The sequence below is a fragment of the Pantoea sp. CFCC18179 genome, assembly GCF_059412405.1.
This window is the reverse complement of record NZ_JBNBPM010000005.1, coordinates 292883-314684: the sequence shown is the minus strand read 5'-3', so window position 1 is coordinate 314684 and position 21802 is coordinate 292883. Positions and strand designations below refer to the sequence as shown.

18 protein-coding genes are annotated in these 21802 nt (G+C 52.3%); 13 read left to right on the top strand and 5 right to left on the bottom strand.

The window, feature by feature from the left end; all coding sequences use genetic code 11:
- Positions 1–211: 211 nt before the first annotated feature.
- Positions 212–1699, bottom strand: a complete 1488-nt coding sequence (gene ampG, locus ACPUC7_RS12825; RefSeq protein WP_494923193.1) for a muropeptide MFS transporter AmpG — start codon at positions 1697–1699, stop codon at positions 212–214.
- Positions 1700–1753: 54 nt separating this feature from the next.
- A complete protein-coding gene (locus tag ACPUC7_RS12820) occupies positions 1754–2332 on the bottom strand; it encodes a lipoprotein (protein ID WP_007886975.1) in 579 nt (192 codons plus the stop codon).
- 267 nt (positions 2333–2599) lie between these two features.
- Here ACPUC7_RS12820 and bolA point away from each other — a divergent pair, with 267 nt between their 5' ends.
- The 9 genes from bolA to ACPUC7_RS12775 all read left to right on the top strand — a co-directional run bounded on the left by bolA (position 2600) and on the right by ACPUC7_RS12775 (position 12989).
- Positions 2600–2914, top strand: coding sequence for a transcriptional regulator BolA (gene bolA, locus ACPUC7_RS12815; RefSeq protein WP_343554880.1), 315 nt, complete (start codon positions 2600–2602; stop codon positions 2912–2914).
- 299 nt (positions 2915–3213) lie between these two features.
- A complete protein-coding gene (tig, locus tag ACPUC7_RS12810; RefSeq protein WP_494923192.1) occupies positions 3214–4518 on the top strand; it encodes a trigger factor in 1305 nt (434 codons plus the stop codon).
- A 336-nt stretch (positions 4519–4854) separates the two neighbouring features.
- The gene (clpP, locus tag ACPUC7_RS12805) at positions 4855–5478 is read left to right on the top strand and encodes an ATP-dependent Clp endopeptidase proteolytic subunit ClpP (RefSeq protein WP_008103933.1); all 624 of its coding nucleotides are present in this window, start codon (positions 4855–4857) and stop codon (positions 5476–5478) included.
- 129 nt (positions 5479–5607) lie between these two features.
- Positions 5608–6879 carry an ATP-dependent protease ATP-binding subunit ClpX gene (clpX, locus tag ACPUC7_RS12800; RefSeq protein WP_007886970.1) on the top strand — a complete coding sequence of 424 codons (1272 nt, stop codon included), beginning with the start codon at positions 5608–5610 and terminating at the stop codon, positions 6877–6879.
- Positions 6880–7068: 189 nt separating this feature from the next.
- Positions 7069–9423 carry an endopeptidase La gene (gene lon / locus ACPUC7_RS12795; RefSeq protein WP_494923191.1) on the top strand — a complete coding sequence of 785 codons (2355 nt, stop codon included), beginning with the start codon at positions 7069–7071 and terminating at the stop codon, positions 9421–9423.
- 213 nt (positions 9424–9636) lie between these two features.
- On the top strand, positions 9637–9909 hold the full coding sequence (hupB, locus tag ACPUC7_RS12790; protein WP_343552230.1) for a nucleoid-associated protein HU-beta: 273 nt from the start codon (positions 9637–9639) through the stop codon (positions 9907–9909).
- Positions 9910–10148: 239 nt separating this feature from the next.
- Positions 10149–12017, top strand: a complete 1869-nt coding sequence (gene ppiD / locus ACPUC7_RS12785) for a peptidylprolyl isomerase (protein WP_494923190.1) — start codon at positions 10149–10151, stop codon at positions 12015–12017.
- 139 nt (positions 12018–12156) lie between these two features.
- Positions 12157–12480 carry a ComEA family DNA-binding protein gene (locus tag ACPUC7_RS12780; protein ID WP_343552228.1) on the top strand — a complete coding sequence of 108 codons (324 nt, stop codon included), beginning with the start codon at positions 12157–12159 and terminating at the stop codon, positions 12478–12480.
- Between the two features lie 101 nt (positions 12481–12581).
- Positions 12582–12989 carry an acyl-CoA thioesterase gene (locus ACPUC7_RS12775; protein ID WP_494923189.1) on the top strand — a complete coding sequence of 136 codons (408 nt, stop codon included), beginning with the start codon at positions 12582–12584 and terminating at the stop codon, positions 12987–12989.
- Positions 12990–13021: 32 nt separating this feature from the next.
- On the opposite strand, the gene queC is transcribed toward ACPUC7_RS12775, so the two are convergent.
- Both queC and ACPUC7_RS12765 read right to left on the bottom strand, forming a co-directional pair.
- The gene (gene queC / locus ACPUC7_RS12770; protein ID WP_343552225.1) at positions 13022–13717 is read right to left on the bottom strand and encodes a 7-cyano-7-deazaguanine synthase QueC; all 696 of its coding nucleotides are present in this window, start codon (positions 13715–13717) and stop codon (positions 13022–13024) included.
- Positions 13718–13743: 26 nt separating this feature from the next.
- Positions 13744–15450 carry an SgrR family transcriptional regulator gene (locus tag ACPUC7_RS12765; RefSeq protein ID WP_494923188.1) on the bottom strand — a complete coding sequence of 569 codons (1707 nt, stop codon included), beginning with the start codon at positions 15448–15450 and terminating at the stop codon, positions 13744–13746.
- 94 nt (positions 15451–15544) lie between these two features.
- Between ACPUC7_RS12765 and cof the strand changes: the two genes are divergently transcribed.
- A complete protein-coding gene (cof, locus tag ACPUC7_RS12760) occupies positions 15545–16366 on the top strand; it encodes an HMP-PP phosphatase (RefSeq protein ID WP_494923187.1) in 822 nt (273 codons plus the stop codon).
- A 34-nt stretch (positions 16367–16400) separates the two neighbouring features.
- Here the strand turns inward: cof and ACPUC7_RS12755 are convergent, their stop codons facing one another.
- A complete protein-coding gene (locus ACPUC7_RS12755) occupies positions 16401–17435 on the bottom strand; it encodes a PLP-dependent cysteine synthase family protein (RefSeq protein WP_494923186.1) in 1035 nt (344 codons plus the stop codon).
- 115 nt (positions 17436–17550) lie between these two features.
- Here ACPUC7_RS12755 and ACPUC7_RS12750 point away from each other — a divergent pair, with 115 nt between their 5' ends.
- From ACPUC7_RS12750 to ACPUC7_RS12740, 3 genes are read left to right on the top strand one after another with little or no spacing between them, the layout of a single operon-like run.
- The gene (locus ACPUC7_RS12750) at positions 17551–18012 is read left to right on the top strand and encodes an Lrp/AsnC family transcriptional regulator (RefSeq protein WP_494923185.1); all 462 of its coding nucleotides are present in this window, start codon (positions 17551–17553) and stop codon (positions 18010–18012) included.
- Positions 18013–18034: 22 nt separating this feature from the next.
- Positions 18035–19804 carry a SmdA family multidrug ABC transporter permease/ATP-binding protein gene (locus tag ACPUC7_RS12745; RefSeq protein ID WP_494923184.1) on the top strand — a complete coding sequence of 590 codons (1770 nt, stop codon included), beginning with the start codon at positions 18035–18037 and terminating at the stop codon, positions 19802–19804.
- A complete protein-coding gene (locus tag ACPUC7_RS12740) occupies positions 19767–21572 on the top strand; it encodes a SmdB family multidrug efflux ABC transporter permease/ATP-binding protein (protein WP_494923183.1) in 1806 nt (601 codons plus the stop codon). The genes ACPUC7_RS12745 and ACPUC7_RS12740 overlap by 38 nt, the downstream gene beginning before the upstream one ends.
- Positions 21573–21802 lie beyond the last annotated feature (230 nt).

Here is a 21802-nt window from a genome sequence, read left to right as displayed (position 1 = left end):
GTATAAACCGTACTCTTAATACTCATTTATTTAACAATTATGCATCATTTCGGCGATGAGTTTTATACAAAGTAATTGCTCACCGGATTGTAATATTATCCGCAGTTGTTAATTTAATGTTTCTAATTCGCTTTAAAAAAAATGCTATTTGGTAAAATCAGTAACTGATATTTTTTAGCCAACTATTTTAGCGTTGGCAAATAGTGATTACTCAACTCAAATTGTTCTGCGGCATTTTTCTTAATGCCAAACTATCCAAAATTACGCCGAGAGCGACCGCTAACAACGCGAAGGCCATTCCCGCTTCAAACATCGGTGCCAGCAACGCGCTGGTGTGTACCAGACCGCTGGCATTCAGCGCCAGTGCCAGCAACCACAATGCCAGCAGACCGCAGCCAAGACTGAACAGGCGCACTGTCCAGCGATAACCTTGCGGCCACAAACTGCGCATGACAAATTCGCCACTTTGTTGCACCGCATGCAAGGTGCCGCGACACAGCCACAGCAGCAGCAAACCGGGCACGCCAGCAAATACCGTAAAGGCGTAAAAAGTCGGCCAGCCCCATAATTCCACCAACCAACCGGCTGCCGGGCCAACATATACGCGGCCTACCGCCGACAGGGCAGAGAGCAGCGCAAATTGCGTGGCGGAGAAGGATTTGTTACACAGCGTCATTAACAACGCGACAAATGCCGCGGTGCCCATGCCGCCACATAGGTTTTCGATAAACACCGCGCTCGCCATGCTCCACAAATGCGGCGGCGTAACGGCCAGCAACCAGTAAGCAAAGTTCGAGACCGCTTGCAGCACGCCAAAAATCATCAGCGCACGGAACAAGCTCAAGCGTTGCATCAGCACGCCGCCGTACAGCGCACCAATAATGGTCGCCAACAAGCCAAGTGTTTTGTTCACCAGGCCGACATCACCGGCGCTAAAACCAACGCCGCGAATCAGGAAGGTCGTCGTGAGCGAGGCGGCAAACGCATCGCCAAGCTTATAAAGGATGATTAAGGTGATCAGCAGCCAGGCATTGTTGCGCTGGAAGAAGTCTTTAAGCGGGAAAGTCACCGCCTGGCGCAGAGAATGCGGTTCACGCACGGGCGTAATCGGCTCTTTTGCCAGCAGTGTGGCAATCAGTCCGGGCACCATTAATAAGGCCATCAACCAATACGTTGCTTGCCAGCCGAGATAACGATCGGCCAACCACAACGCTAATCCACCCGAAATTAACATCGCCAGACGATAACCCAGCACCGTAATCGCCGCGCCGCTGCCGCGCTCTTCAGGCGGCAGGACATCGGTTTTCCATGCGTCAAATACGATGTCTTGCGAAGCGGAGCAGAAGGCGACTAAAACCGCCAGCCCGGCCAATAAGGTTAAATCGCGCGAAGGCTGCATAAAGCCCATGGCGATAATGCCGCCAATCAGCGCTATTTGCGTCAGGATCAGCCAGCCGCGGCGGCGACCCAGAAACGGCGGGGTGTAACGATCCATCATCGGCGACCACAAGAATTTGAATACGTAAGCCTGGCCGACAAGGGAAAAAAAACCGATGGTTTTCAGGTCAACATTCTCTACCGTCATCCACGCTTGCAAAGTTCCGGCGGTTAACGCCAAGGGCAAACCGGAAGCAAAGCCCAGCAGCAGTAATACCGCCGCGTTACGTTGGGTAAAAATTCGCAGATAGTGAGATGTCATAACCAACCTGAAATGAAGCCCGGCTATGATTAGCCGGGCAAGTTACTGCGGAAATTAGCGGGCGTTCTGCTTAATGAAGTTATGAACGCTGGTGTCTTGCGCCATATCAGCAATCACGTCACTCAGGGTTGAGTTAACCGCGTTGGTGATCTTCGCGTTGGTGGCGGTAAATGCGCCTTCTACGCTGTAAGTCTGGCGATAGTTTTTCACCTGCTTGTTACCGTTTTTCGCGGTGGCGATGATGGAGATATCCGCTTTAGTGGTGATGCTGTAGCGCACGTTGCCTTGTGTCACATCAGCATACAAACCGTTTACCACGATTTGCAGATCAACCGCACCGCTTGGGCCGATCATGTAGCCACGTGACGTCATCTGCTTCTCTAACACTTCCTGCAACAGGAAGCGCAGATCGCGCGATGGCGTTAGCGTGATCAATTGACCATCGCGGTTGACTTTAGCCAGTGCTTGATCTGAACGTTGATCGGCGCCGTTAACACTGATGGTAACGCCCATCAAGCTTGGATCTTGCTGCGGTAATTGGATCTTCGGTTGAATATCCAGGGTCGTGTTGTTGCTGGCACAGCCGGCCAAAATAAAAGCAGCCAGCAGAGGGAATAACAGTTTTTTCAACATACTCATTCTCGTTAGCATATGGGTTGGTTTGCAAAACTGCGGCCATCATAGCATTGCGCAGCGGCGAAAAAAGCCCCGGGCCAGTGGAAATTGATTGTAAAGGCTTTTTTCGGACTGACTGAAATCGCCGCCGGTTGACCTGAGCCATCAGCAAGCTACTATGCGCAGCGTTGGCGGATTTATTTCCAACCAACCTGCGGAAGCGGTGAAAAACCTACTAATATTTAAACAGATGGGCACAGCGCTCGCCGGAGAGGAGTGTTAATCATGATTCGCGAACAAATAGAAGAAAAGTTGCGTAACGCTTTCGAGCCTGCACACCTTGAAGTGCATGATGAAAGCTATCGTCATAACGTGCCCGCCGGTTCTGAAAGTCACTTCAAAGTAGTGATTGTCAGCGATCAATTTACCGGTCAGCGCTTTCTGCAACGTCATCGTGCCATTTATGGCGAGTTGGCAACCGAGTTAGCGGGCAGCGTGCACGCGTTGGCACTGCATACTTACACGCAAAAAGAGTGGGATGGATTGCAAGATACCGTGCTGGCCTCGCCAAATTGTCGCGGTGCAGGCACCCTCGCTTAACTGATTTATTGATCTCCCTCAAAACGGCCTGCGGGCCGTTTTCTTTTCATTTATTACCCTCAAACGCGATCTACGGCGCAAAAAAGCAGCAAAACCGCTAAAAAGTGGTGAGTTTGCAGCCTCGACTCATTCCAGCGATGCCGCTATAATGCTGCGTCTATTTTTCCGGAATGTCTTCGGGACGCTTCTGGTGACAGGGATTAGGTTCTGCCTGCAGAGGCCGTCCCGGTTGTTGGATACGGCGCATTTATGTGTGGTGTCTGAAGTTGACCGAGCACGTGATTTTTTGAGGTAACAAGATGACAGTTTCAGTAGAAACCACTCAGGGTCTGGGCCGTCGCATTTCGATTACTGTTGCAGCTGACAGCATCGAAAGCGCAGTGAAGAAAGAACTGGTGGAAGTAGCTAAGAAAGTCCGTATCGACGGTTTCCGTAAAGGCAAAGTGCCGGCACACATCATTTCTCAGCGCTACGGTGCTTCTGTTCGCCAGGACGTGCTGGGCGAGCTGATGACGCGCAACTTTGTTGACGCCATCATCAAAGAGAAAATCAATCCGGCTGGCGCACCTAACTACGTGCCGGGCGAATATAAAGAAGGCGAAGACTTCACCTACGCGGTTGAGTTCGAAGTGTATCCAGAAGTTGAGCTGAAAGGCCTGGATGCTATCGAAGTCGAGAAGCCAGTAGTCGAAGTGACTGACGCTGACGTTGATACCATGCTGGAAACCCTGCAGAAGCAGCAGGCGACCTGGAAAGAAACCGATGCTGCTGCGACTGCTGAAGATCGCGCAACTATCGATTTCAGCGGTTCAGTGGACGGCGAAGAGTTCGAAGGCGGCAAAGCGTCTGACTTCGTACTGGCAATGGGCCAGGGTCGTATGATCCCAGGTTTCGAAGAAGGTGTTGTTGGCCACAAAGCGGGCGAAACCTTCACCATCGACGTGAAATTCCCAGACGATTACCACGCTGAAACCCTGAAAGGGAAAGACGCGAAGTTCGAAATTGTGCTGAAGAAAGTTGAAACACGCGAACTGCCAGAACTGACTGAAGAGTTCATCAAACGTTTCGGCGTTGAAGACGGTTCAGTTGCCGGTCTGCGTGCAGAAGTACGTAAGAACATGGATCGCGAGCTGAAAGGCGCTATCCGTAACCGCGTAAAATCTCAGGCAATCGACGGCCTGGTTGCAGCTAACGACATCGACGTTCCGGTTGCGCTGATCGACAGCGAAATCGACGTTCTGCGTCGTCAGGCTGCACAGCGTTTTGGCGGCAACGAGAAGCAAGCGCTGGAATTGCCACGCGAGCTGTTCGAAGAGCAAGCTAAACGCCGCGTTGTAGTTGGCCTGCTGTTGGGCGAAGTAATTCGCATCAACGAGCTGAAAGCTGACGAAGATCGCGTTAAAGCATTGATCGAAGAGATGGCTTCTGCGTATGAAGATCCGCAGGAAGTGATCGAGTTCTACAGCAAGAACAACGAGCTGATGAACAACATGCGCAACGTTGCTCTGGAAGAGCAAGCGGTTGAAGCGGTTCTGGCGAAAGCTAAAGTGACCGATAAAGCCACTAACTTCCAGGAACTGATGAACCAGACCTCAGCGGCCTGATTCATTCGTTAACCGTTAGTGCTGAGCCCGTGACTGAAAAGTCGCGGGCTTTTTCGTTTCTGGCGCTTAATAACGTAGATTTGTCGTCTATTTGCTTAATTAATCGGCAAATTATCCGCTAAGCTCTTTTTCCGTGTTAGCGAATGGGCAAAAGGTTGTTATGCTTGAAACAACTGCGCAGCATCCCCAGATACAGGGAGCATGCATGAAAACAGTGAGACTGGCTGATTAACCGTCCCGTTATCGCGGACTGAGACTGTGGCGCGTAGTTTTCCCGCTGCACCTCACGTAAAATCGGTACAGAATGTTGCCAATAAAAATTATCAGGAGACGGTAATGTCATACAGTGGCGATCGTGAATTTACTGCACCGCACATGGCGCTGGTGCCAATGGTGGTTGAACAAACCTCGCGCGGCGAGCGTTCATACGACATCTACTCTCGCCTGCTCAAAGAGCGTGTGATCTTCCTGACCGGTCAGGTTGAAGATCATATGGCTAACCTGATCGTGGCGCAGATGCTGTTTCTGGAAGCTGAGAATCCTGAAAAAGACATTTACCTCTACATTAACTCGCCAGGCGGCGTGATTACTGCCGGGATGTCGATTTACGACACCATGAAATTCATCAAGCCAGACGTCAGCACCATTTGCATGGGTCAGGCTTGTTCGATGGGCGCGTTCTTGCTGACAGCAGGCACCAAAGGCAAACGCTTCTGCCTGCCTAATTCACGTGTGATGATTCATCAGCCGCTGGGCGGCTATCAGGGCCAGGCGACGGATATCGAAATCCATGCGCGTGAAATCCTGAAAGTGAAACAGCGCATGAATGAGTTGATGGCGGAGCACACCGGCAAATCGCTGGAAGAGATTGAGCGCGACACCGAGCGCGATCGTTTCCTCTCAGCGAGCGAAGCGGTAGAGTATGGCTTGGTCGACTCAATCCTGACGCATCGCCAATAAGACACATCTGTCTGCCCCTTACGCTATAGTTAACGGGAAGCAGACAGATGGGTTGAATGAATATCGGCCGTTGATGTACGGCCAGTGCCGTACAACAAATTAGGTCTGAGAAAGAAAAGAGGTTAGCTGATGACAGATAAGCGCAAAGACGGTTCAGGTAAGTTGCTGTACTGCTCTTTCTGCGGCAAAAGCCAGCATGAAGTCCGTAAGCTAATTGCCGGGCCGTCAGTGTATATTTGCGATGAGTGCGTTGATCTTTGCAACGACATCATTCGTGAAGAGATCAAAGAAGTTGCGCCGCATCGCGAGCGTAGCTCACTGCCGACGCCGCATGAAATTCGCCATCACCTCGATGACTACGTCATCGGTCAGGAAAGGGCGAAGAAAGTGCTGGCGGTTGCGGTGTATAACCACTACAAACGCTTGCGCAATGGCGATACAAGCAATGGCATCGAACTGGGCAAAAGTAACATTTTGCTGATCGGTCCAACCGGTAGCGGTAAAACACTGTTAGCAGAAACACTGGCGCGCTTGCTGGACGTACCGTTTACCATGGCGGATGCCACCACACTGACCGAAGCCGGTTACGTGGGTGAAGATGTAGAAAACATCATCCAGAAGTTGTTGCAGAAGTGTGATTACGACGTGCAGAAAGCGCAGCGCGGCATTGTCTACATCGATGAAATCGACAAGATTTCTCGTAAGTCTGACAACCCGTCAATTACCCGCGACGTATCGGGTGAAGGCGTGCAGCAAGCGTTACTGAAATTGATTGAAGGCACTGTGGCCGCTGTTCCGCCGCAGGGTGGACGTAAGCACCCGCAGCAGGAATTCTTGCAAGTTGATACTTCCAAGATTCTGTTCATCTGTGGTGGTGCATTTGCCGGTCTCGATAAAGTGATTTCCCAGCGTGTAGAAACCGGGTCCGGTATTGGCTTTGGTGCAACCGTTAAAGGCAAATCGCAGAAAGCGAGCGAAGGTGAATTGCTGTCGCAGGTCGAGCCAGAAGATTTGATCAAGTTTGGTCTGATTCCTGAGTTCATTGGTCGTCTGCCTGTTGTGGCAACGCTGAGTGAACTGAGTGAAGAAGCGCTGATTCAGATCCTGCGCGAGCCAAAAAATGCCCTGACTAAACAGTATCAGGCGCTGTTCAATCTTGAAGGTGTTGAACTGGAATTCCGTGATGAAGCTTTAACAGCAATTGCTAAAAAAGCCATGTCACGTAAAACCGGTGCACGTGGTCTGCGCTCCATCGTTGAAGGGGCGTTACTGGAGACCATGTACGACTTGCCATCAATGGATGACGTTGAAAAAGTGGTGATTGATGAGTCAGTGATTGACGGTCAATCTGAGCCAATGTTGATTTATGGAAAGCATGAAGCCCAGGCTTCTGGCGAATAAATAAACAATTGCACCACGTTGTTATCTTAAAAAAGGGGAAAAATCTTTCCCCTTTTGTTTTTCTCTCGCCAGTGACATTGAATGTCGTACAAGCATCCCCATATACTCAATATCCTGTGGGTTTAACTGCAAAACCTCTAATTGCGCGGTACCCATCACCTGGCGGACATTAAACTAAGAGAGAGCTCTATGAATCCTGAGCGTTCTGAACGCATTGAAATCCCCGTGTTGCCGTTGCGCGACGTGGTGGTTTATCCGCACATGGTAATTCCGTTGTTTGTTGGCCGGGAAAAATCGATTCGGTGCCTCGAAGCCGCGATGGATCATGATAAAAAAATCATGCTGGTTGCACAGAAAGAGGCTTCAACGGATGAACCTGGCATTAACGATCTCTTTTCTGTAGGGACCGTCGCTTCTGTATTGCAGATGCTGAAACTTCCAGACGGCACGGTAAAAGTGCTGGTTGAAGGTTTACAGCGCGCGCACATCACCACGTTGGCTGATAACGGCGACCATTTCGTTGCCCAAGCCGAATATCTGATCTCGCCAGAAATTGAAGAGCGTGAGCAGGAAGTGTTGGTGCGCACCGCCATCAATCAATTTGAAGGCTACATCAAGCTCAACAAAAAAATCCCGCCAGAGGTCTTAACCTCACTGAACAGCATTGACGATGCGGCCCGTTTGGCTGACACCGTTGCAGCGCACATGCCGCTGAAACTGGCTGATAAACAGTCAGTGCTGGAGATGTCCGACGTCAATGAGCGTCTGGAATATCTGATGGCGATGATGGAATCAGAGATCGATCTGCTGCAGGTTGAGAAGCGTATTCGCAACCGCGTTAAAAAGCAGATGGAAAAAAGCCAGCGTGAGTACTATCTGAATGAGCAAATGAAAGCCATTCAGAAAGAGCTGGGCGAAATGGACGATGCGCCGGATGAATACGAAGCGCTGAAACGTAAAATCGAAGCGGCCAAAATGCCGACTGAAGCACGCGAAAAAGCCGAAGCAGAATTGCAGAAGCTGAAAATGATGTCGCCGATGTCTGCTGAAGCCACCGTGGTGCGTGGTTATATCGATTGGATGGTTCAGGTGCCTTGGGTGGCGCGCAGTAAAGTCAAAAAAGACCTGCGTAAAGCGCAAGAGACCTTGGATATCGACCATTACGGCCTGGAACGCGTTAAAGATCGCATCCTTGAGTATCTTGCGGTGCAAAGTCGCGTCAGCAAAATCAAAGGCCCGATTCTGTGCCTCGTTGGACCGCCGGGCGTAGGTAAAACCTCGCTGGGTCAATCCATTGCAAAAGCTACCGGACGTAAATACGTGCGTATGGCGCTGGGCGGCGTGCGCGATGAAGCGGAAATCCGTGGACATCGTCGTACTTACATCGGTTCTATGCCAGGCAAACTGATCCAGAAAATGGCGAAAGTTGGCGTGAAGAACCCGCTGTTCCTGCTGGATGAGATCGACAAAATGTCTTCGGACATGCGTGGCGATCCGGCTTCAGCGCTGCTTGAGGTGCTGGATCCTGAGCAGAACATTGCGTTCAACGATCACTATCTGGAAGTCGATTACGATCTTTCTGATGTGATGTTCGTCGCAACGTCTAACTCGATGAACATCCCGGCACCGTTGCTGGATCGTATGGAAGTGATTCGTCTGTCGGGTTACACCGAAGATGAAAAACTGAACATCGCCAAGCAGCATTTGTTGCCGAAGCAGATTGAGCGTAACGCGCTGAAAGATAAAGAGATCAGCGTTGATGATAGCGCGATTGTTGGCATCATCCGTTACTACACGCGTGAAGCGGGTGTACGTAGCCTGGAACGCGAACTCTCCAAACTGTGCCGTAAAGCAGTGAAAGCGCTGCTGATGGATAAGTCGAAAAAACACATCGTGATCAATGGCGACAACCTCAAGGATTTCCTTGGCGTACAGCGCTTTGATTATGGTCGCGCAGAGAGCGAAAGCCGTGTGGGTCAGGTGACCGGTTTGGCGTGGACGGAAGTGGGCGGCGATCTGCTGACCATCGAAACTGCCTGCGTACCAGGCAAAGGCAAGCTTACTTATACCGGTTCGCTGGGCGAAGTGATGCAAGAGTCAATCCAGGCAGCGCTGACTGTGGTGCGCGCGCGTGCGGAGAAACTCGGCATCAACGCTGATTTCTATGAGAAGCGTGACATTCACGTACACGTGCCAGAAGGTGCGACACCGAAAGACGGTCCAAGCGCGGGTATCGCGATGTGTACTGCGTTGGTGTCATGCCTGACCGGCAACCCAGTACGTTCAGATGTGGCGATGACCGGCGAAATCACGCTGCGTGGTTTGGTGTTGCCAATCGGTGGCCTGAAAGAGAAGCTGCTGGCCGCGCATCGTGGTGGCATCAAAACCGTGTTGATCCCGGACGAAAACAAGCGCGATCTGGAAGACATTCCACAGAACGTGATTGCCGATCTGGAGATTCACCCGGTTAAGCGTATTGAAGAAGTGTTGAACCTGGCATTGGAAAATGCGCCTTACGGCATGCAGGTTGCGACCGCAAAATAGTGATTAGTGGCAGAAACCGCTAAAAAGCGAAGCTGGCAGGCAAATTGGTGCTTGCCAGCTTTTTTTTGTGCCGCTAAGTTAGTGGGCTGCTGGATCAACGATTAAGATGAATACCGTTGTTTCGGCTCCACAGGCTTGATATAACTGGCTGCGCGTTCGTACCGGGCGGGAAGCGCAGGTGCGATGTGAATAATAAAAGAGGGGATGAATAGAGTGAATAAGTCACAGTTGATCGACAAAATTGCTGCAGACGCTGACATTTCTAAAGCAGCAGCGGGACGTGTTTTAGATGCATTCATGGACTCCGTCACTGAAACCCTGAAGGGTGGTGATGAAGTGGCACTGGTTGGTTTCGGTACTTTCTCTGTGCGTGAGCGTGCGGCGCGTACTGGCCGTAACCCGCAAACGGGTAAAGAGCTCACCATCCCGGCTGGTAAAGTTCCGGGCTTCCGTGCAGGTAAAGCACTGAAAGATTCCGTCAATTAATGACCGCTGACACATCCATTGAAGCATTTTCTTCCATGGATTGAGGACGTAAAAGCCGTTCTCATGTAACATACGGGCACATCTTTTTTGATGTGCCTTTTTTTATTCTTGATGCGCGGCGATAGCCCTTGGGTTGTTGTCTCCGCATGGTTGCCAACTGCCAGCCTGAACAGCAGTTGCACGATGATGACATCGTGTTAGAGCTTTACATTCACACTACAGCGGAGTGTTGTCATACCATGATGGACAATTTACGCGCGGCGTCGAATCATGTCGTGCTCAAGATTATTCTGGGATTGATCATCCTGTCTTTCGTACTCACCGGGGTGGGCAACTACCTGATTGGTGGCGGCAGCGATTATGCCGCTAAAGTCAACGGACACGAGATCAGCCGAGCAGAGCTGGAGCAAGGTTATAACAGTGAGCGTAATCGTCAGCAGCAGATGCTGGGCGACCAATTCTCACAGTTAGCCAGCAACGAAGGCTACATGCAGCAGATGCGCCAGCAGGCGCTGTCACAGTTGATCGATCAGGCACTGCTTGATCAATACATCAAAGATCTGCATATCGGCATCAGCGATGACCAGGTAAAACAGGCCATCTTCAATCAGAAAGCCTTCCAGACCAACGGTAAATTCGACAACGCCAAATACAGCGGCCTGATCACCAGCATGGGTTATACCGCCGATCAATATGCGGAAGCGCTGCGCAAGCAGTTGGCGACGCAACAGTTAATCAACGCGGTCGCCAATACCGATTTCATGCTGAAAGGCGAAACCAGCAAGCTGGTGGATTTGGTGTCACAGCAGCGTGAAGTGCGCCAGGCGGTGATTGATGTTAACGCGTTAGCCGCTAAACAAACCGCCAGTGATGAAGAAGTTAGCCAGTATTATCAGCAGCATCAAAACAGCTTCATGGCACCTGAGCAGTTCCGCGTGAGCTACATCAAAATGGATGCGGCTAGCATGCAGGAAACCGCCAGCGAAGCGGATATCCAGAGCTGGTACGATCAACATAAAGCGGATTATTCACAGCCACAGCGTAATCGCTACAGCATCATTCAGACCAAAACTGAAGCGGATGCGAACGCGGTTGTTGATGCGCTGAAGAAAGGTGAAGATTTCGCCACGCTGGCAAAAAGCAAATCTATCGACCCAATCTCAGCGCGTAAAGGCGGTGACATGGGCTGGCTGGAGCCAAGCACCACGCCAGATGAGCTGAAAACCGCCAATCTGACGCAGAAAGGTCAGCTGTCTGGTGCGATCAAATCGTCGGTTGGTTTCCTCGTGGTACGTCTGGATGATATCCAGCCGGAGCAGGTTAAACCTTTGGCTGAAGTGCATGACGCGATTGCCGACAAAGTGAAGCAAGAGAAAGCGGTTGATGCCTTCTACAAGATGCAGCAGAAAGTCAGCGAAGCTGCCAGCAACGATAATGAGTCGTTGGCAGGCGCTGCACAGGCTTCAGGCTTGAAAGTGACTGAAACGGGCTGGATCACGCGTGACAATCTGCCGGACGATTTGAACTTCGACCAGGTTAAGCAAGCGATTTTCAACGGTGGTTTAGTCGGCCAGAACGGTACGCCGGGCAATAACTCAGACATCATTTCTGTTGATGGCGATCGCGCCTTTGTATTGCGTATCAGCGAGCACAAGCCGGAAGCGGTGAAGCCGTTGGATCAGGTTAAAGCGCAGATTGTTGATACGCTGAAGCATGATAAAGCGACCCAGCAGGCTAAAGCCCAAGCGGATAAATTACTGGCAGATTTGAAAGCCGGTAAAGAAGACGCCCTGAAAGCGGCTGGCCTAACGCTCAGCGCCAGCAAATCGTTTGACCGCAATGCGCAAGACCCTGTCGCGCAGTCTGCCTTTAATCTGCCAGAACCTGCTGACAATAAGCCGTCGTGGGGCGTGAGCGAAGATATGCAAGGCAATGTGGTGCTGATCGCGCTGGATAAAGTTAGCGCGGGCAATATGCCGCAGGCACAAATCGATGAGATGGTGAAAGGTGTGACGCAAAACAACGCGCAAATCGCCTTTGAAGCATTGCTGGAAAACCTGCGTAAAGAGGCCAAGATTAAGTACGGCACCGCAGCACAAAACCAGTAAGCCTCACAAAAAAAGTTAAAACACTGCAACACCGAAAGGCCGCTTATGCGGCCTTTTCCATTTCTGAAAATGGCCTTTTGTATCCTGATTTGCGCTGTGACACCCTGCTGTGGCTGTCAAACACAAGGAGAAACACAGCATGGTGAAATCAACTTTTCATGCCTTATGCATTACGCTGGCGCTGGGCGGCGCAGTTTACACCACCGGACTGGCGGCTGCCGAAAGTCCCAGCGAAACGCAGGCCACACAAGTCTCGACGTCGCAGGAAGGGCAGGTCAGCATCAACTCCGCCACAGCCGAACAACTGGCTGCGGGTATGAATGGCATCGGACTCAAGAAAGCGCAGGCGATTGTCAGTTATCGCGATCAGTACGGTCCGTTTACCGCGATAGAACAACTCAAGGAGGTGCCGGGGATTGGCAGCGCATTGATTGAGCGCAACAGCACGCGCTTGAAATTGTGAGGCAACTCGCGACTTTGAACGATTGAAATAGTCCGGATTCAGGCTGTGCTATGCTCAACAGGTCTTACCAGTTGTCATTCTCAGCCTGAACAGGAGCAACAATGCAAACCACAATTAAAGTGCGCGGCTATCATCTGGATGTTTATCAGCACGTGAACAATGCTCGCTATCTGGAGTTTCTGGAAGAAGCGCGCTGGCAGTGGCTGGAGGATGTCGATGCGTTCCACTGGCTGCTGGAACAGCAGTTGGCCTTCGTGGTAGTGAATATCAACATCAATTATCGTCGTCCGGCGGTACTGGGTGATGTGCTGAATATCGAAAGTGAAGTGTCGCAGTTGAGCGGTAAAAGCGGAGTGATTGCGCAACGCGTATTGCTGGCGAGTGACAATTCCGTCGTTGCTGATGCGGCGTTAACCTTTGTCTGTATTGATTTGCGCACGCAAAAAGCGGTGCCGATGGAAGGGGAACTGCGCGAGCGTCTGGCGGCATTAATGGTGGAAAGTCACTGACGCCAACGGCGCCAGTGTGGACCGCGCCCGAATCAGTTCAGGCCGCTTTTTTGCTTCATCGCGGCCATCACCGCAGACGAATTGGCCTGATAATCCGCTAAACCGCGGGCGCGCAAATGGCAAGCCGCGCATTCGCCACAGCCATCGCCTTTAATGCCGTTATAGCAGGTCAGCGTTTCGGCCCGCACCAGCGGCAGTTGTTGCCAGTAATCGGCCAGTGCCCAGGTTTCTGCTTTGTTCAACCACATCAGCGGCGTTTCAAAACGGATGTTGCGCGCCATACCCAGGCTCACCGCGTTATTCAGCGCTTTAACAAACTCGTCACGGCAATCCGGATAGCCGGAGAAATCGGTCTCGCACACGCCGGTAATCACTGCTTCGGCTTCAACCTGATAGGCGTAAATCGATGCCAGCGTTAAGAACAGAATGTTGCGGCCCGGCACAAAAGTGCTGGGTAAACCGCTGGCATTCGGATCGTAAGTCGGCACCGGGATGTTATCGCGCGTCAGGCTGCTCACCGCGAGTTCGTTCAGCAACGTAACATCCAGCACTTTATGTGCACGCGCGCCGAGTTTGTGTGACAGTTCAGCCGCAACCTCAATCTCTTCACGATGGCGTTGACCGTAATCGAAGGTGACGCAATGCACTTCGTCGTACTGTTGCAGCGCTTGAATTAAACAGGTGGTGGAATCTTGCCCGCCACTAAAGACCACAACGGCTCTTTTCATCATTTGTTCCCCAAAAATCAGTGCGCCTATGGTACTGGCTCAGGCGCAGGCTGAACAGAGCTGGGCGGCGGAATCCAGGCGCGGGTGAAATCAAACCAACCTAGGCTATTCAGCTGAATCCCCTCAACGCCCGGCGGGGCAAAGACCTGATAGCGATAGTTAAACAACGGCAACAGATGTCCTTCGCGCATCAGTTGCTGAAATAATTGTCGAGTTAATGCGCTACGCTGCAAGGTATTGATCTGCTGGGAGATCCGGCTTAATGCCGGTTGTAGCATTTTCTCACGCTGCGGTTGCCACACCGCGTCATTCTCCAGCCAATTCACTAGTGTGAACAGCGGTGCATCACCAATCAGCCGATCGCCCATCACCACATCGGCAGCGCTAAGATCGATATCATCACGCCAGCTTTTTACATCATGGAATATACAGGTCAACGTGCAGCCATGTTGTGCCAGCAATAGAATCAACGCTTGCGCCATAACATGTAACTCGACCGGCAAATGGTAATGCAGCGTTAGCGTAGCCGGCAGGGAGATGACTTCTTGTTGAGCAATCGGCACCGGCCAGCCAGGCAACAGTTCATGGCTCGGCGTAATCAAGCCTTCATCCAGCGGCAACTGCTGAATCACGCCGCTACGCTGGATCAGAGCAATCAATGATTTGACCTGTTCGGCGCTGAAATGTGCCGAGATGCGTGGTGCCAAATAGCAGAATCCCAAGCTAATACTGCGATCAACCGGGCGCAGCGAAGCCAATTCATCAGGATCGCCAATGGCAATCTGCACCGGATGGCTGCAACTGGTTCCTAGATCGCGATCGAACAGTTGCGGTGTGATCCAATATTCCATGCGCTGAATCAGCGGACGCTGTAAATGCCAGCGTGCATGGCTTTCCAGACGCACCAATTCAGCGGTGAAATGGGTAAGTTTCCACGGCCCGCTACCGATATCGGGATATTCAGGATGTGGCAGCAAACAGAATTGGTGCGCCAAACGCTGCGGCAGCCAGTAATCGCTGGCACGCAACCTAATACGAATTGCCAGTGGATGGGGAGCTTCGATCTTTTCAACGGCGGCCAACAGGCGCGCGCCGCGCGGCGATTGCATAATCTGCTGCAACTGCTCAACCAATTGCGCCGCATGCAGCGGTTCATCGTTATGCCAGCTAAGTTGTGGGCGCAGCCAAAAGTACCAATCGCGGCCGCTTTCGTCATGCTGCCAATGGTGGGCGATATCACCTTCAACATCATCGTCGCGAAAACGCGTTAATCCTGAGAAGACCTGACGTGCCAGATGTTGTTCGGCGCGTCCGGTCAGTTGCAGCGGGCGCAACGGTTCCATGGCACGGTAATAGGGGATGCGCAAAACCGGTGATTGGTTTTGCCATTGGCCGCCCATTAAGGGGCGCAGCATCCGCACCAACCGTTCTGGTTGTAAGTCCAGTACTTGCAAAGCTTGTACCGCCTCGCCGGCAGCGAGTTGCTGCGTTAACAACTGCTGGCGCAGTTGTTCAGGCGACATTAGAAATGTCAGTTCGCCCTGTTTTCCTCTGCCGGATTCCCCGCGCCAGCGCAACCAGCCCGCATCCTGCCATTGGCGCAGCAGCGTGCGTACATGGCGTTCGCTGCAAAAACAGTGTTTCGCCATATCAGCAACGCTAAGACGTTGCGGTTCGCCGTGACTGATCTGCCACAGCCGCTGAAATTGATTAACCCGGTGAAGCTCGCGCATAGAATAAACCCGGAACAGTTTTTAAAAAGTATTCACTATTAGTTCCGTAATTACCAGGCGATAGTAAGCTCCTCATTCAGACAGGAGAATTTGCATGGCTCGCCTCGCGGCATTTGATATGGACGGCACCTTGTTGCTGCCAACGCATCGATTAGGTAATGAAACGCTGGCGACCCTACATGCATTGCACCAACGCGATGTCACGCTGACTTTTGCCACCGGACGTCATTTGATGGATATGCAGCGCGTACGTGAACAAATCACCTTGCCGGCCTGGCTGATTACCGGCAACGGCACGCGCATTCACGACTTAGAAGGCAATCAACTTTATGGCTGTGATTTAACCTCATCGGTGGCGGAAGAGGTGATTCACACCCATTGGCAAACGCTAGCGTCGATTCATATCTTCAACGATGAAGGCTGGTTCACTGATAAACCGTTGCTGGGCGCGCTGGAAGCGCATGCGATGAGCGGTTTCCATTATCAATTACGTGATTTACGCCAAATGTCGGCCCATGAAGTGACCAAAATTTGTTTTATTGCGCCACATGAGATGCTGCAAGCATTACGCACCGAGCTGCAGGCCGCATTGGGCGAGCGGGCCAATATCTGCTTCTCAGCGTGGGATTGTTTAGAAGTATTGCCGGTTGATTGCCATAAAGGCGCGGCGCTGGGCCGTTTGTGCGAGCATCTTTCGCTGACGCTGGAGGATTGCATGGCATTTGGTGATGCGATGAACGATCGCGAAATGCTGGAGCGGGTGGGCAACGGTTTCATTATGGGCAACGCAATGAATCAACTTAAAGCGTCGTTGCCGCATTTACCGGTTATCGGACATTGCGAGACACAGGCGGTGTCTCACTACTTAAATCACTGGATGACCACACCACACCTCGATTATTCCCCCGAATGCTGAGGCTTACAGTGAACCGGACATGATGTCCGGTTTTTTATTGCAGCTCACGCACCCACGGCTCGATATCGCCGATATTCTGCTGAACCCACTCTGGATTGTAATAGGTGTCGGGATAACGCTCGCCGCTGTCGCACAGCAACGTCACTAATGAACCCTGTTCGCCGTTTTCGCGCATGCGTTTTGCTACCTGCAACATGCCCCAGAAGTTGGTGCCAGTTGAGGCGCCAGGGCGACGACCGAGGATTTTCTCCAGTTGCAGCATCGCAGCTACCGTTGCGCCATCCGGCACTTTGATCATTTCATCAATCACCGCAGGCATAAATGACGGCTCAACGCGCGGACGACCAATCCCTTCAATGGCGCTGCCACGTTCACTACGCAACGTATTGTCGCGACTGTGCCAGTAGTCAAAGAATACCGAATGCTGCGGATCAACCACCAACAAGCGCGTGTTATGCCCTTGATAGCGGATGTAGCGGCCCAACGTCGCCGAGGTGCCGCCGGTGCCCGCGCTCATGATCAAGGTATGCGGCACCGGGAACGGTTCATGCGACATCTGACGGAAAATGCTCTCGGCGATATTGTTGTTGCCACGCCAATCGGTGGCGCGCTCGGCATAGGTGAACTGATCCATAAAGTGACCGTTGAGTTCACGCGCCAGGCGTTCTGATTCGCTGTACAGCTGACAAGGATCGGCAACGAAATGGCATTCGCCGCCATAAAAACGAATCATCTCGATTTTGCGTTTCGCGGTGCTGGCAGGCATTACGGCGATAAACGGCAAACCTAACAATTGCGCAAAGTAAGCCTCTGAAACCGCCGTGCTGCCAGAAGACGCTTCAATGATCGGCGTGTTTTCATTGATCCAGCCATTCGCCAATCCATACAGAAACAGCGAACGCGCCAGGCGGTGCTTCAGGCTGCCGCTGGGATGGGTGCTTTCATCTTTGAGGTAAAAGTGAATGCCTGGAAAATCATCTAGCTTGAAGCGGATCAAATGGGTATCTGCCGAGCGCTGAAAGTCGGCGTTAATTTCATTAATAGCGTGGCGAACCCAGAGTGTTTGCATGTTGCGTTTCCGTAATCATTATTGGGCATATTCTAAGGCACTGGCAGGAAAAAGAGGTTGCTAAAACCGCGCTATAATGGCGAGATTAGAGAAAAATTTTCTCCTGGAGTGGCAAATGTTAGATAAAACTGACCGCACTTTGCTGGCGCTATTGCAGCAGGATTGTACGTTGTCGCTGCAAAACCTGGCCGATGCGGTCAATCTCACCACCACGCCGTGCTGGAAACGCCTGAAAAAACTGGAAGATGATGGCATTATTCGTGCGCGCGTGGCGCTGCTCGACGGCGAGAAGATCGGTTTATCGCTCACTGCCTTTATGTTTGTTAAAACGCAGCAGCACAGCAGCGAGTGGTTTAAGCAATTTGTCGCCGTGGTGCAACAAATGCCGGAAGTGATGGCGTTTTACCGTATGGCGGGTGAATACGATTATTTGCTGCGTATTCAGGTCGCAGACATGAAGAGCTACGACAGCTTTTATAAGCGCCTGGTGAACGGCGTACCGGGGCTGATGGATGTGACATCCAGTTTTGCCATGGAAGAGATTAAATATACCACCGCATTGCCGGTAGCGCCCTAAGGGCAAAGAAAGAGACACGCTTGTGCGATTATTCAGCCAGTTAAGTTGGTATTTTTTGCGCGAGTGGCGGCGATATCTGGGCGCCGTCAGCTTGCTGATCGTGATTGCTTTGCTGCAATTATTGCCGCCGCATGTGGTGGGCGTGATTGTTGATGGCGTAACGCAACATCGCCTCAGTACTGGCCAGATCTTCATGTGGATCGGCGTGATGTTGGTCACTGCGGTGATCGTCTATCTGCTGCGTTACGTTTGGCGCGTGCTGTTGTTTGGCGCCTCCTACCAATTAGCGGTCGAACTGCGCGAAGATTTCTATCGTCAACTCAGCCGCCAGCATCCCGCTTTTTATTTGCGTCATCGCACCGGCGATCTGATCGCGCGCGCCACCAACGATGTGGATCGCGTGGTATTCGCAGCCGGTGAAGGCGTGCTGACGCTGGTGGATTCGCTGGTGATGGGTTTGGTGGTGCTGATTGTAATGAGTACGCAAATCAGCTGGGAACTGACGTTATTGGCGCTGATCCCGATGCCAATTATGGCATTCGCCATCCAAAAAGACGGCGCGCGTCTGCATCAGCGATTCAAAGTGGCGCAGGCGGCGTTCTCCAGCCTCAACGATCAAACGCAAGAAAGCCTGACCAGTATTCGCATGATCAAAGCCTTTGGTCTGGAAGATCATCAATCGCAGCAGTTCGCTGGGATAGCGGCGGATACTGGCAAGAAAAACCTGCATGTGGCGCGCGTTGATGCGCGTTTCGATCCGATCATTTATATCGCCGTTGGCTTCTCCAATTTGCTGGCGATTGCCGGCGGCGGCTGGATGGTATGGGAAGGTAATTTGACGCTCGGCCAGCTCACCAGTTTCGTGATGTATCTCGGTTTAATGATTTGGCCGATGCTGGCGTTGGCATGGATGATCAACATCGTCGAGCGCGGTAGTGCGGCGTGGAGTCGTATCCGTGCGCTGCTGAACGAAGCCCCAGCGGTGGAAGATGGGCAAAAAATTCTGCCATCGGAACCTGGCGTATTGCAGGTGGCGATTCGCGAATTCCGTTATCCGGCCAGCTCCAGCGCGGTGCTTAGTCATGTCAATTTCCAACTGAAACCGGGGCAAATGCTCGGTTTGTGCGGACCCACTGGCTGCGGCAAGAGTACCTTGTTGAGCCTGATCCAACGTCATTTCGATATCGATCAGGGCGACATTCGCTACCACAACACGCCGTTGCCGCAGTTGCGACTCGATAGCTGGCGCAGCCGTTTGGCGGTGGTCAGCCAAACGCCATTCCTGTTCTCAGATACCATCGCCAATAATCTGGCATTAGGTCGGCCCAATGCAACGCAGGAAGAGTTGGAGCGCGTGGCGCAAATGGCCTGCGTGCACGACGATATTTTACGTTTGCCGCAAGGTTATGAAACCGAAGTGGGTGAGCGCGGCGTGATGTTATCCGGTGGACAAAAACAACGCATCGCGATTGCCCGTGCGCTGCTGCTGAACGCCGAAATCCTGATTCTGGATGATGCACTTTCAGCGGTAGACGGCCGCACCGAACATGACATTCTGCATAACCTGCGCATTTGGGGCAAAGGCCGCACTTTGATTATCAGCGCGCATCGCTTGTCGGCGCTAACCGAAGCCAGCGAAATTCTGGTGCTGCAACAAGGCGCGGTAGCGCAGCGTGGCGATCATGACACACTGGCGGCAAATGAAGGTTGGTATCGCGATATGTACCGTTATCAGCAATTGGAAGCGGCGTTGGATGAGGATGAAGTGGCAGAAGGAGCGATCCGTGGCTAAAGCAAAACCTTTGTGGCCAACGCTGAAACGCCTGCTGGCGTATGGCAAACCGTGGCGCAAATCGCTGTGGCTGGCGGTTGGCATGCTGTGGATCGCGGCGGCGGCAGAAGTCACCGGACCGGTGTTGGTGAGCTACTTCATTGATAATTTAGTGGCAAAACATCAAATGCCGTGGGGCATTGTGGCGGGATTGCTGGTGGGCTTTGTGCTGCTGCAATTATTAGCCGCCGGTTTGCACTATTTTCAGGCGTTGCTGTTTAACCGCGCCGCGATTGGCGTGGTGCAGCAATTGCGCGTCGATGTGATGAACGCCGCGCTGCGCCAACCGCTTAGCGCATTTGATACCCAGCCGGTGGGGCAAATTATCTCTCGTGTCACCAACGACACCGAAGTGATCAAAGATCTGTATGTCACCGTGGTCGCCACGGTTTTACGTGCTGCCGCGCTGATTGGTGCCATGCTAGTGGCGATGTTCTCGCTGGATTGGCGCATGGCGCTGGTGGCGATTGTGATCTTCCCGCTGGTGCTGACGGTGATGCTAATTTATCAGCGCTACAGTACGCCAATCGCGCGCCGCGTACGCAGTTATCTGGCGGACATCAACAACGGCTTTAACGAAGTGATCAACGGCATGAGCGTGATCCAGCAGTTCCGCCAGCAAGCGCGTTTCGGCGAACGCATGGGGGAAGCCAGCCGCTCGCATTATCTGGCACGCATGGAAACGTTGCGTCTTGATGGCTTCTTGCTGCGCCCTTTGTTGAGCCTGTTTTCAGCCATGATTCTGTGTGGCTTGCTGATGTTGTTCAGCTTTGCCACACCCGGGGTGTTTGAAGTCGGCGTGTTGTACGCGTTTATCACCTATTTGGGACGTCTCAACGAACCGCTAATTGAGCTCACCACCCAGCAATCAATGCTGCAACAAGCGGTGGTTTCCGGCGAACGTATCTTCGAGCTGATGGATGCTGACCAACAAGGTTACGGCGGCGATAGCCAACCGCTTAAATCCGGTAGCATCACACTGCGCGAGGTCAGTTTTGCCTATCGCGATGACCGTGATGTGTTGAGCAACATCAATCTTGATGTGCCGTCGCGCAATTTTGTCGCGCTGGTTGGGCATACTGGCAGCGGCAAAAGTACCTTAGCCAACTTGCTGATGGGCTATTACCCGGTGACGCGCGGTTCGATTGAACTCGATGGTCGACCGCTGCCGCAGCTTTCCCATGCGGCATTGCGTCAAAGCGTGGCGATGGTGCAGCAAGATCCGGTGGTGCTGGCCGATTCATTGCTGGCCAACGTGCGTTTAGGCCGTGATATCCCGGAAGAGCAAGTGTGGCAAGCGCTGGAAACGGTGCAACTGGCACCGCTGGCGCGCAGTATGTCGGAGGGCATTCATACGCGGCTGGGCGAGCAGGGCAATAATCTTTCGGTTGGGCAGAAGCAATTGCTGGCGCTGGCGCGCGTGTTGGTGTCATTGCCGCAGATTCTGATCCTCGACGAAGCCACCGCCAATATCGATTCCGGCACCGAGCAGGCGATCCAGCATGCGTTACGTGCGTTGCGTCAGCACAGTACCTTGGTGGTGATTGCACATCGGCTTTCCACCATCACTGAAGCCGATCAGATTTTGGTGCTGCATCGCGGCCAGGTTGTTGAACGCGGTACGCATGCTGAATTGCTGGCCGAGCAAGGTCGTTATTGGCAGATGTATCAATTGCAACAAGCGGGCGATGAACTCGCGGCGGGCATTCCCGTACACGCTGAAGGGTGAATTGCACCTTTTTTGCACAGTTTTCTCGGAATGTTCTGTATTGATGCACTTCTTTGAGGCTTAAAGCACCAAATTGGTGCGTTAATGCAACACCTTTTCTGTTCTCTCTCCCCAAATTGCGTCGCGCATCACATAACGAAGCGCGATGCAGCGCGCCTATGCTACTGACATTCCCCTTTTTTTATTTATGGCACAGCGTTTGCTTATATCTCTGCGTGTCCGCGAAGACT

What these genes read in the sequence shown, in the direction of transcription:
- queC (WP_343552225.1), bottom strand. Translation starts at nt 13,717, where the DNA reads ATGAAAAGAGCCGTTGTGGTCTTTAGTGGCGGGCAAGATTCCACCACC.
- ACPUC7_RS12750 (WP_494923185.1), top strand. Translation starts at nt 17,551, where the DNA reads ATGTTAGATAAAACTGACCGCACTTTGCTGGCGCTATTGCAGCAGGAT.
- bolA (WP_343554880.1), top strand. Translation starts at nt 2,600, where the DNA reads ATGATTCGCGAACAAATAGAAGAAAAGTTGCGTAACGCTTTCGAGCCT.
- cof (WP_494923187.1), top strand. Translation starts at nt 15,545, where the DNA reads ATGGCTCGCCTCGCGGCATTTGATATGGACGGCACCTTGTTGCTGCCA.
- clpX (WP_007886970.1), top strand. Translation starts at nt 5,608, where the DNA reads ATGACAGATAAGCGCAAAGACGGTTCAGGTAAGTTGCTGTACTGCTCT.
- ampG (WP_494923193.1), bottom strand. Translation starts at nt 1,699, where the DNA reads ATGACATCTCACTATCTGCGAATTTTTACCCAACGTAACGCGGCGGTA.
- ACPUC7_RS12780 (WP_343552228.1), top strand. Translation starts at nt 12,157, where the DNA reads ATGGTGAAATCAACTTTTCATGCCTTATGCATTACGCTGGCGCTGGGC.
- tig (WP_494923192.1), top strand. Translation starts at nt 3,214, where the DNA reads ATGACAGTTTCAGTAGAAACCACTCAGGGTCTGGGCCGTCGCATTTCG.
- ACPUC7_RS12765 (WP_494923188.1), bottom strand. Translation starts at nt 15,450, where the DNA reads ATGCGCGAGCTTCACCGGGTTAATCAATTTCAGCGGCTGTGGCAGATC.
- ppiD (WP_494923190.1), top strand. Translation starts at nt 10,149, where the DNA reads ATGATGGACAATTTACGCGCGGCGTCGAATCATGTCGTGCTCAAGATT.
- ACPUC7_RS12820 (WP_007886975.1), bottom strand. Translation starts at nt 2,332, where the DNA reads ATGTTGAAAAAACTGTTATTCCCTCTGCTGGCTGCTTTTATTTTGGCC.
- ACPUC7_RS12740 (WP_494923183.1), top strand. Translation starts at nt 19,767, where the DNA reads ATGAGGATGAAGTGGCAGAAGGAGCGATCCGTGGCTAAAGCAAAACCT.
- lon (WP_494923191.1), top strand. Translation starts at nt 7,069, where the DNA reads ATGAATCCTGAGCGTTCTGAACGCATTGAAATCCCCGTGTTGCCGTTG.
- ACPUC7_RS12755 (WP_494923186.1), bottom strand. Translation starts at nt 17,435, where the DNA reads ATGCAAACACTCTGGGTTCGCCACGCTATTAATGAAATTAACGCCGAC.
- ACPUC7_RS12775 (WP_494923189.1), top strand. Translation starts at nt 12,582, where the DNA reads ATGCAAACCACAATTAAAGTGCGCGGCTATCATCTGGATGTTTATCAG.
- clpP (WP_008103933.1), top strand. Translation starts at nt 4,855, where the DNA reads ATGTCATACAGTGGCGATCGTGAATTTACTGCACCGCACATGGCGCTG.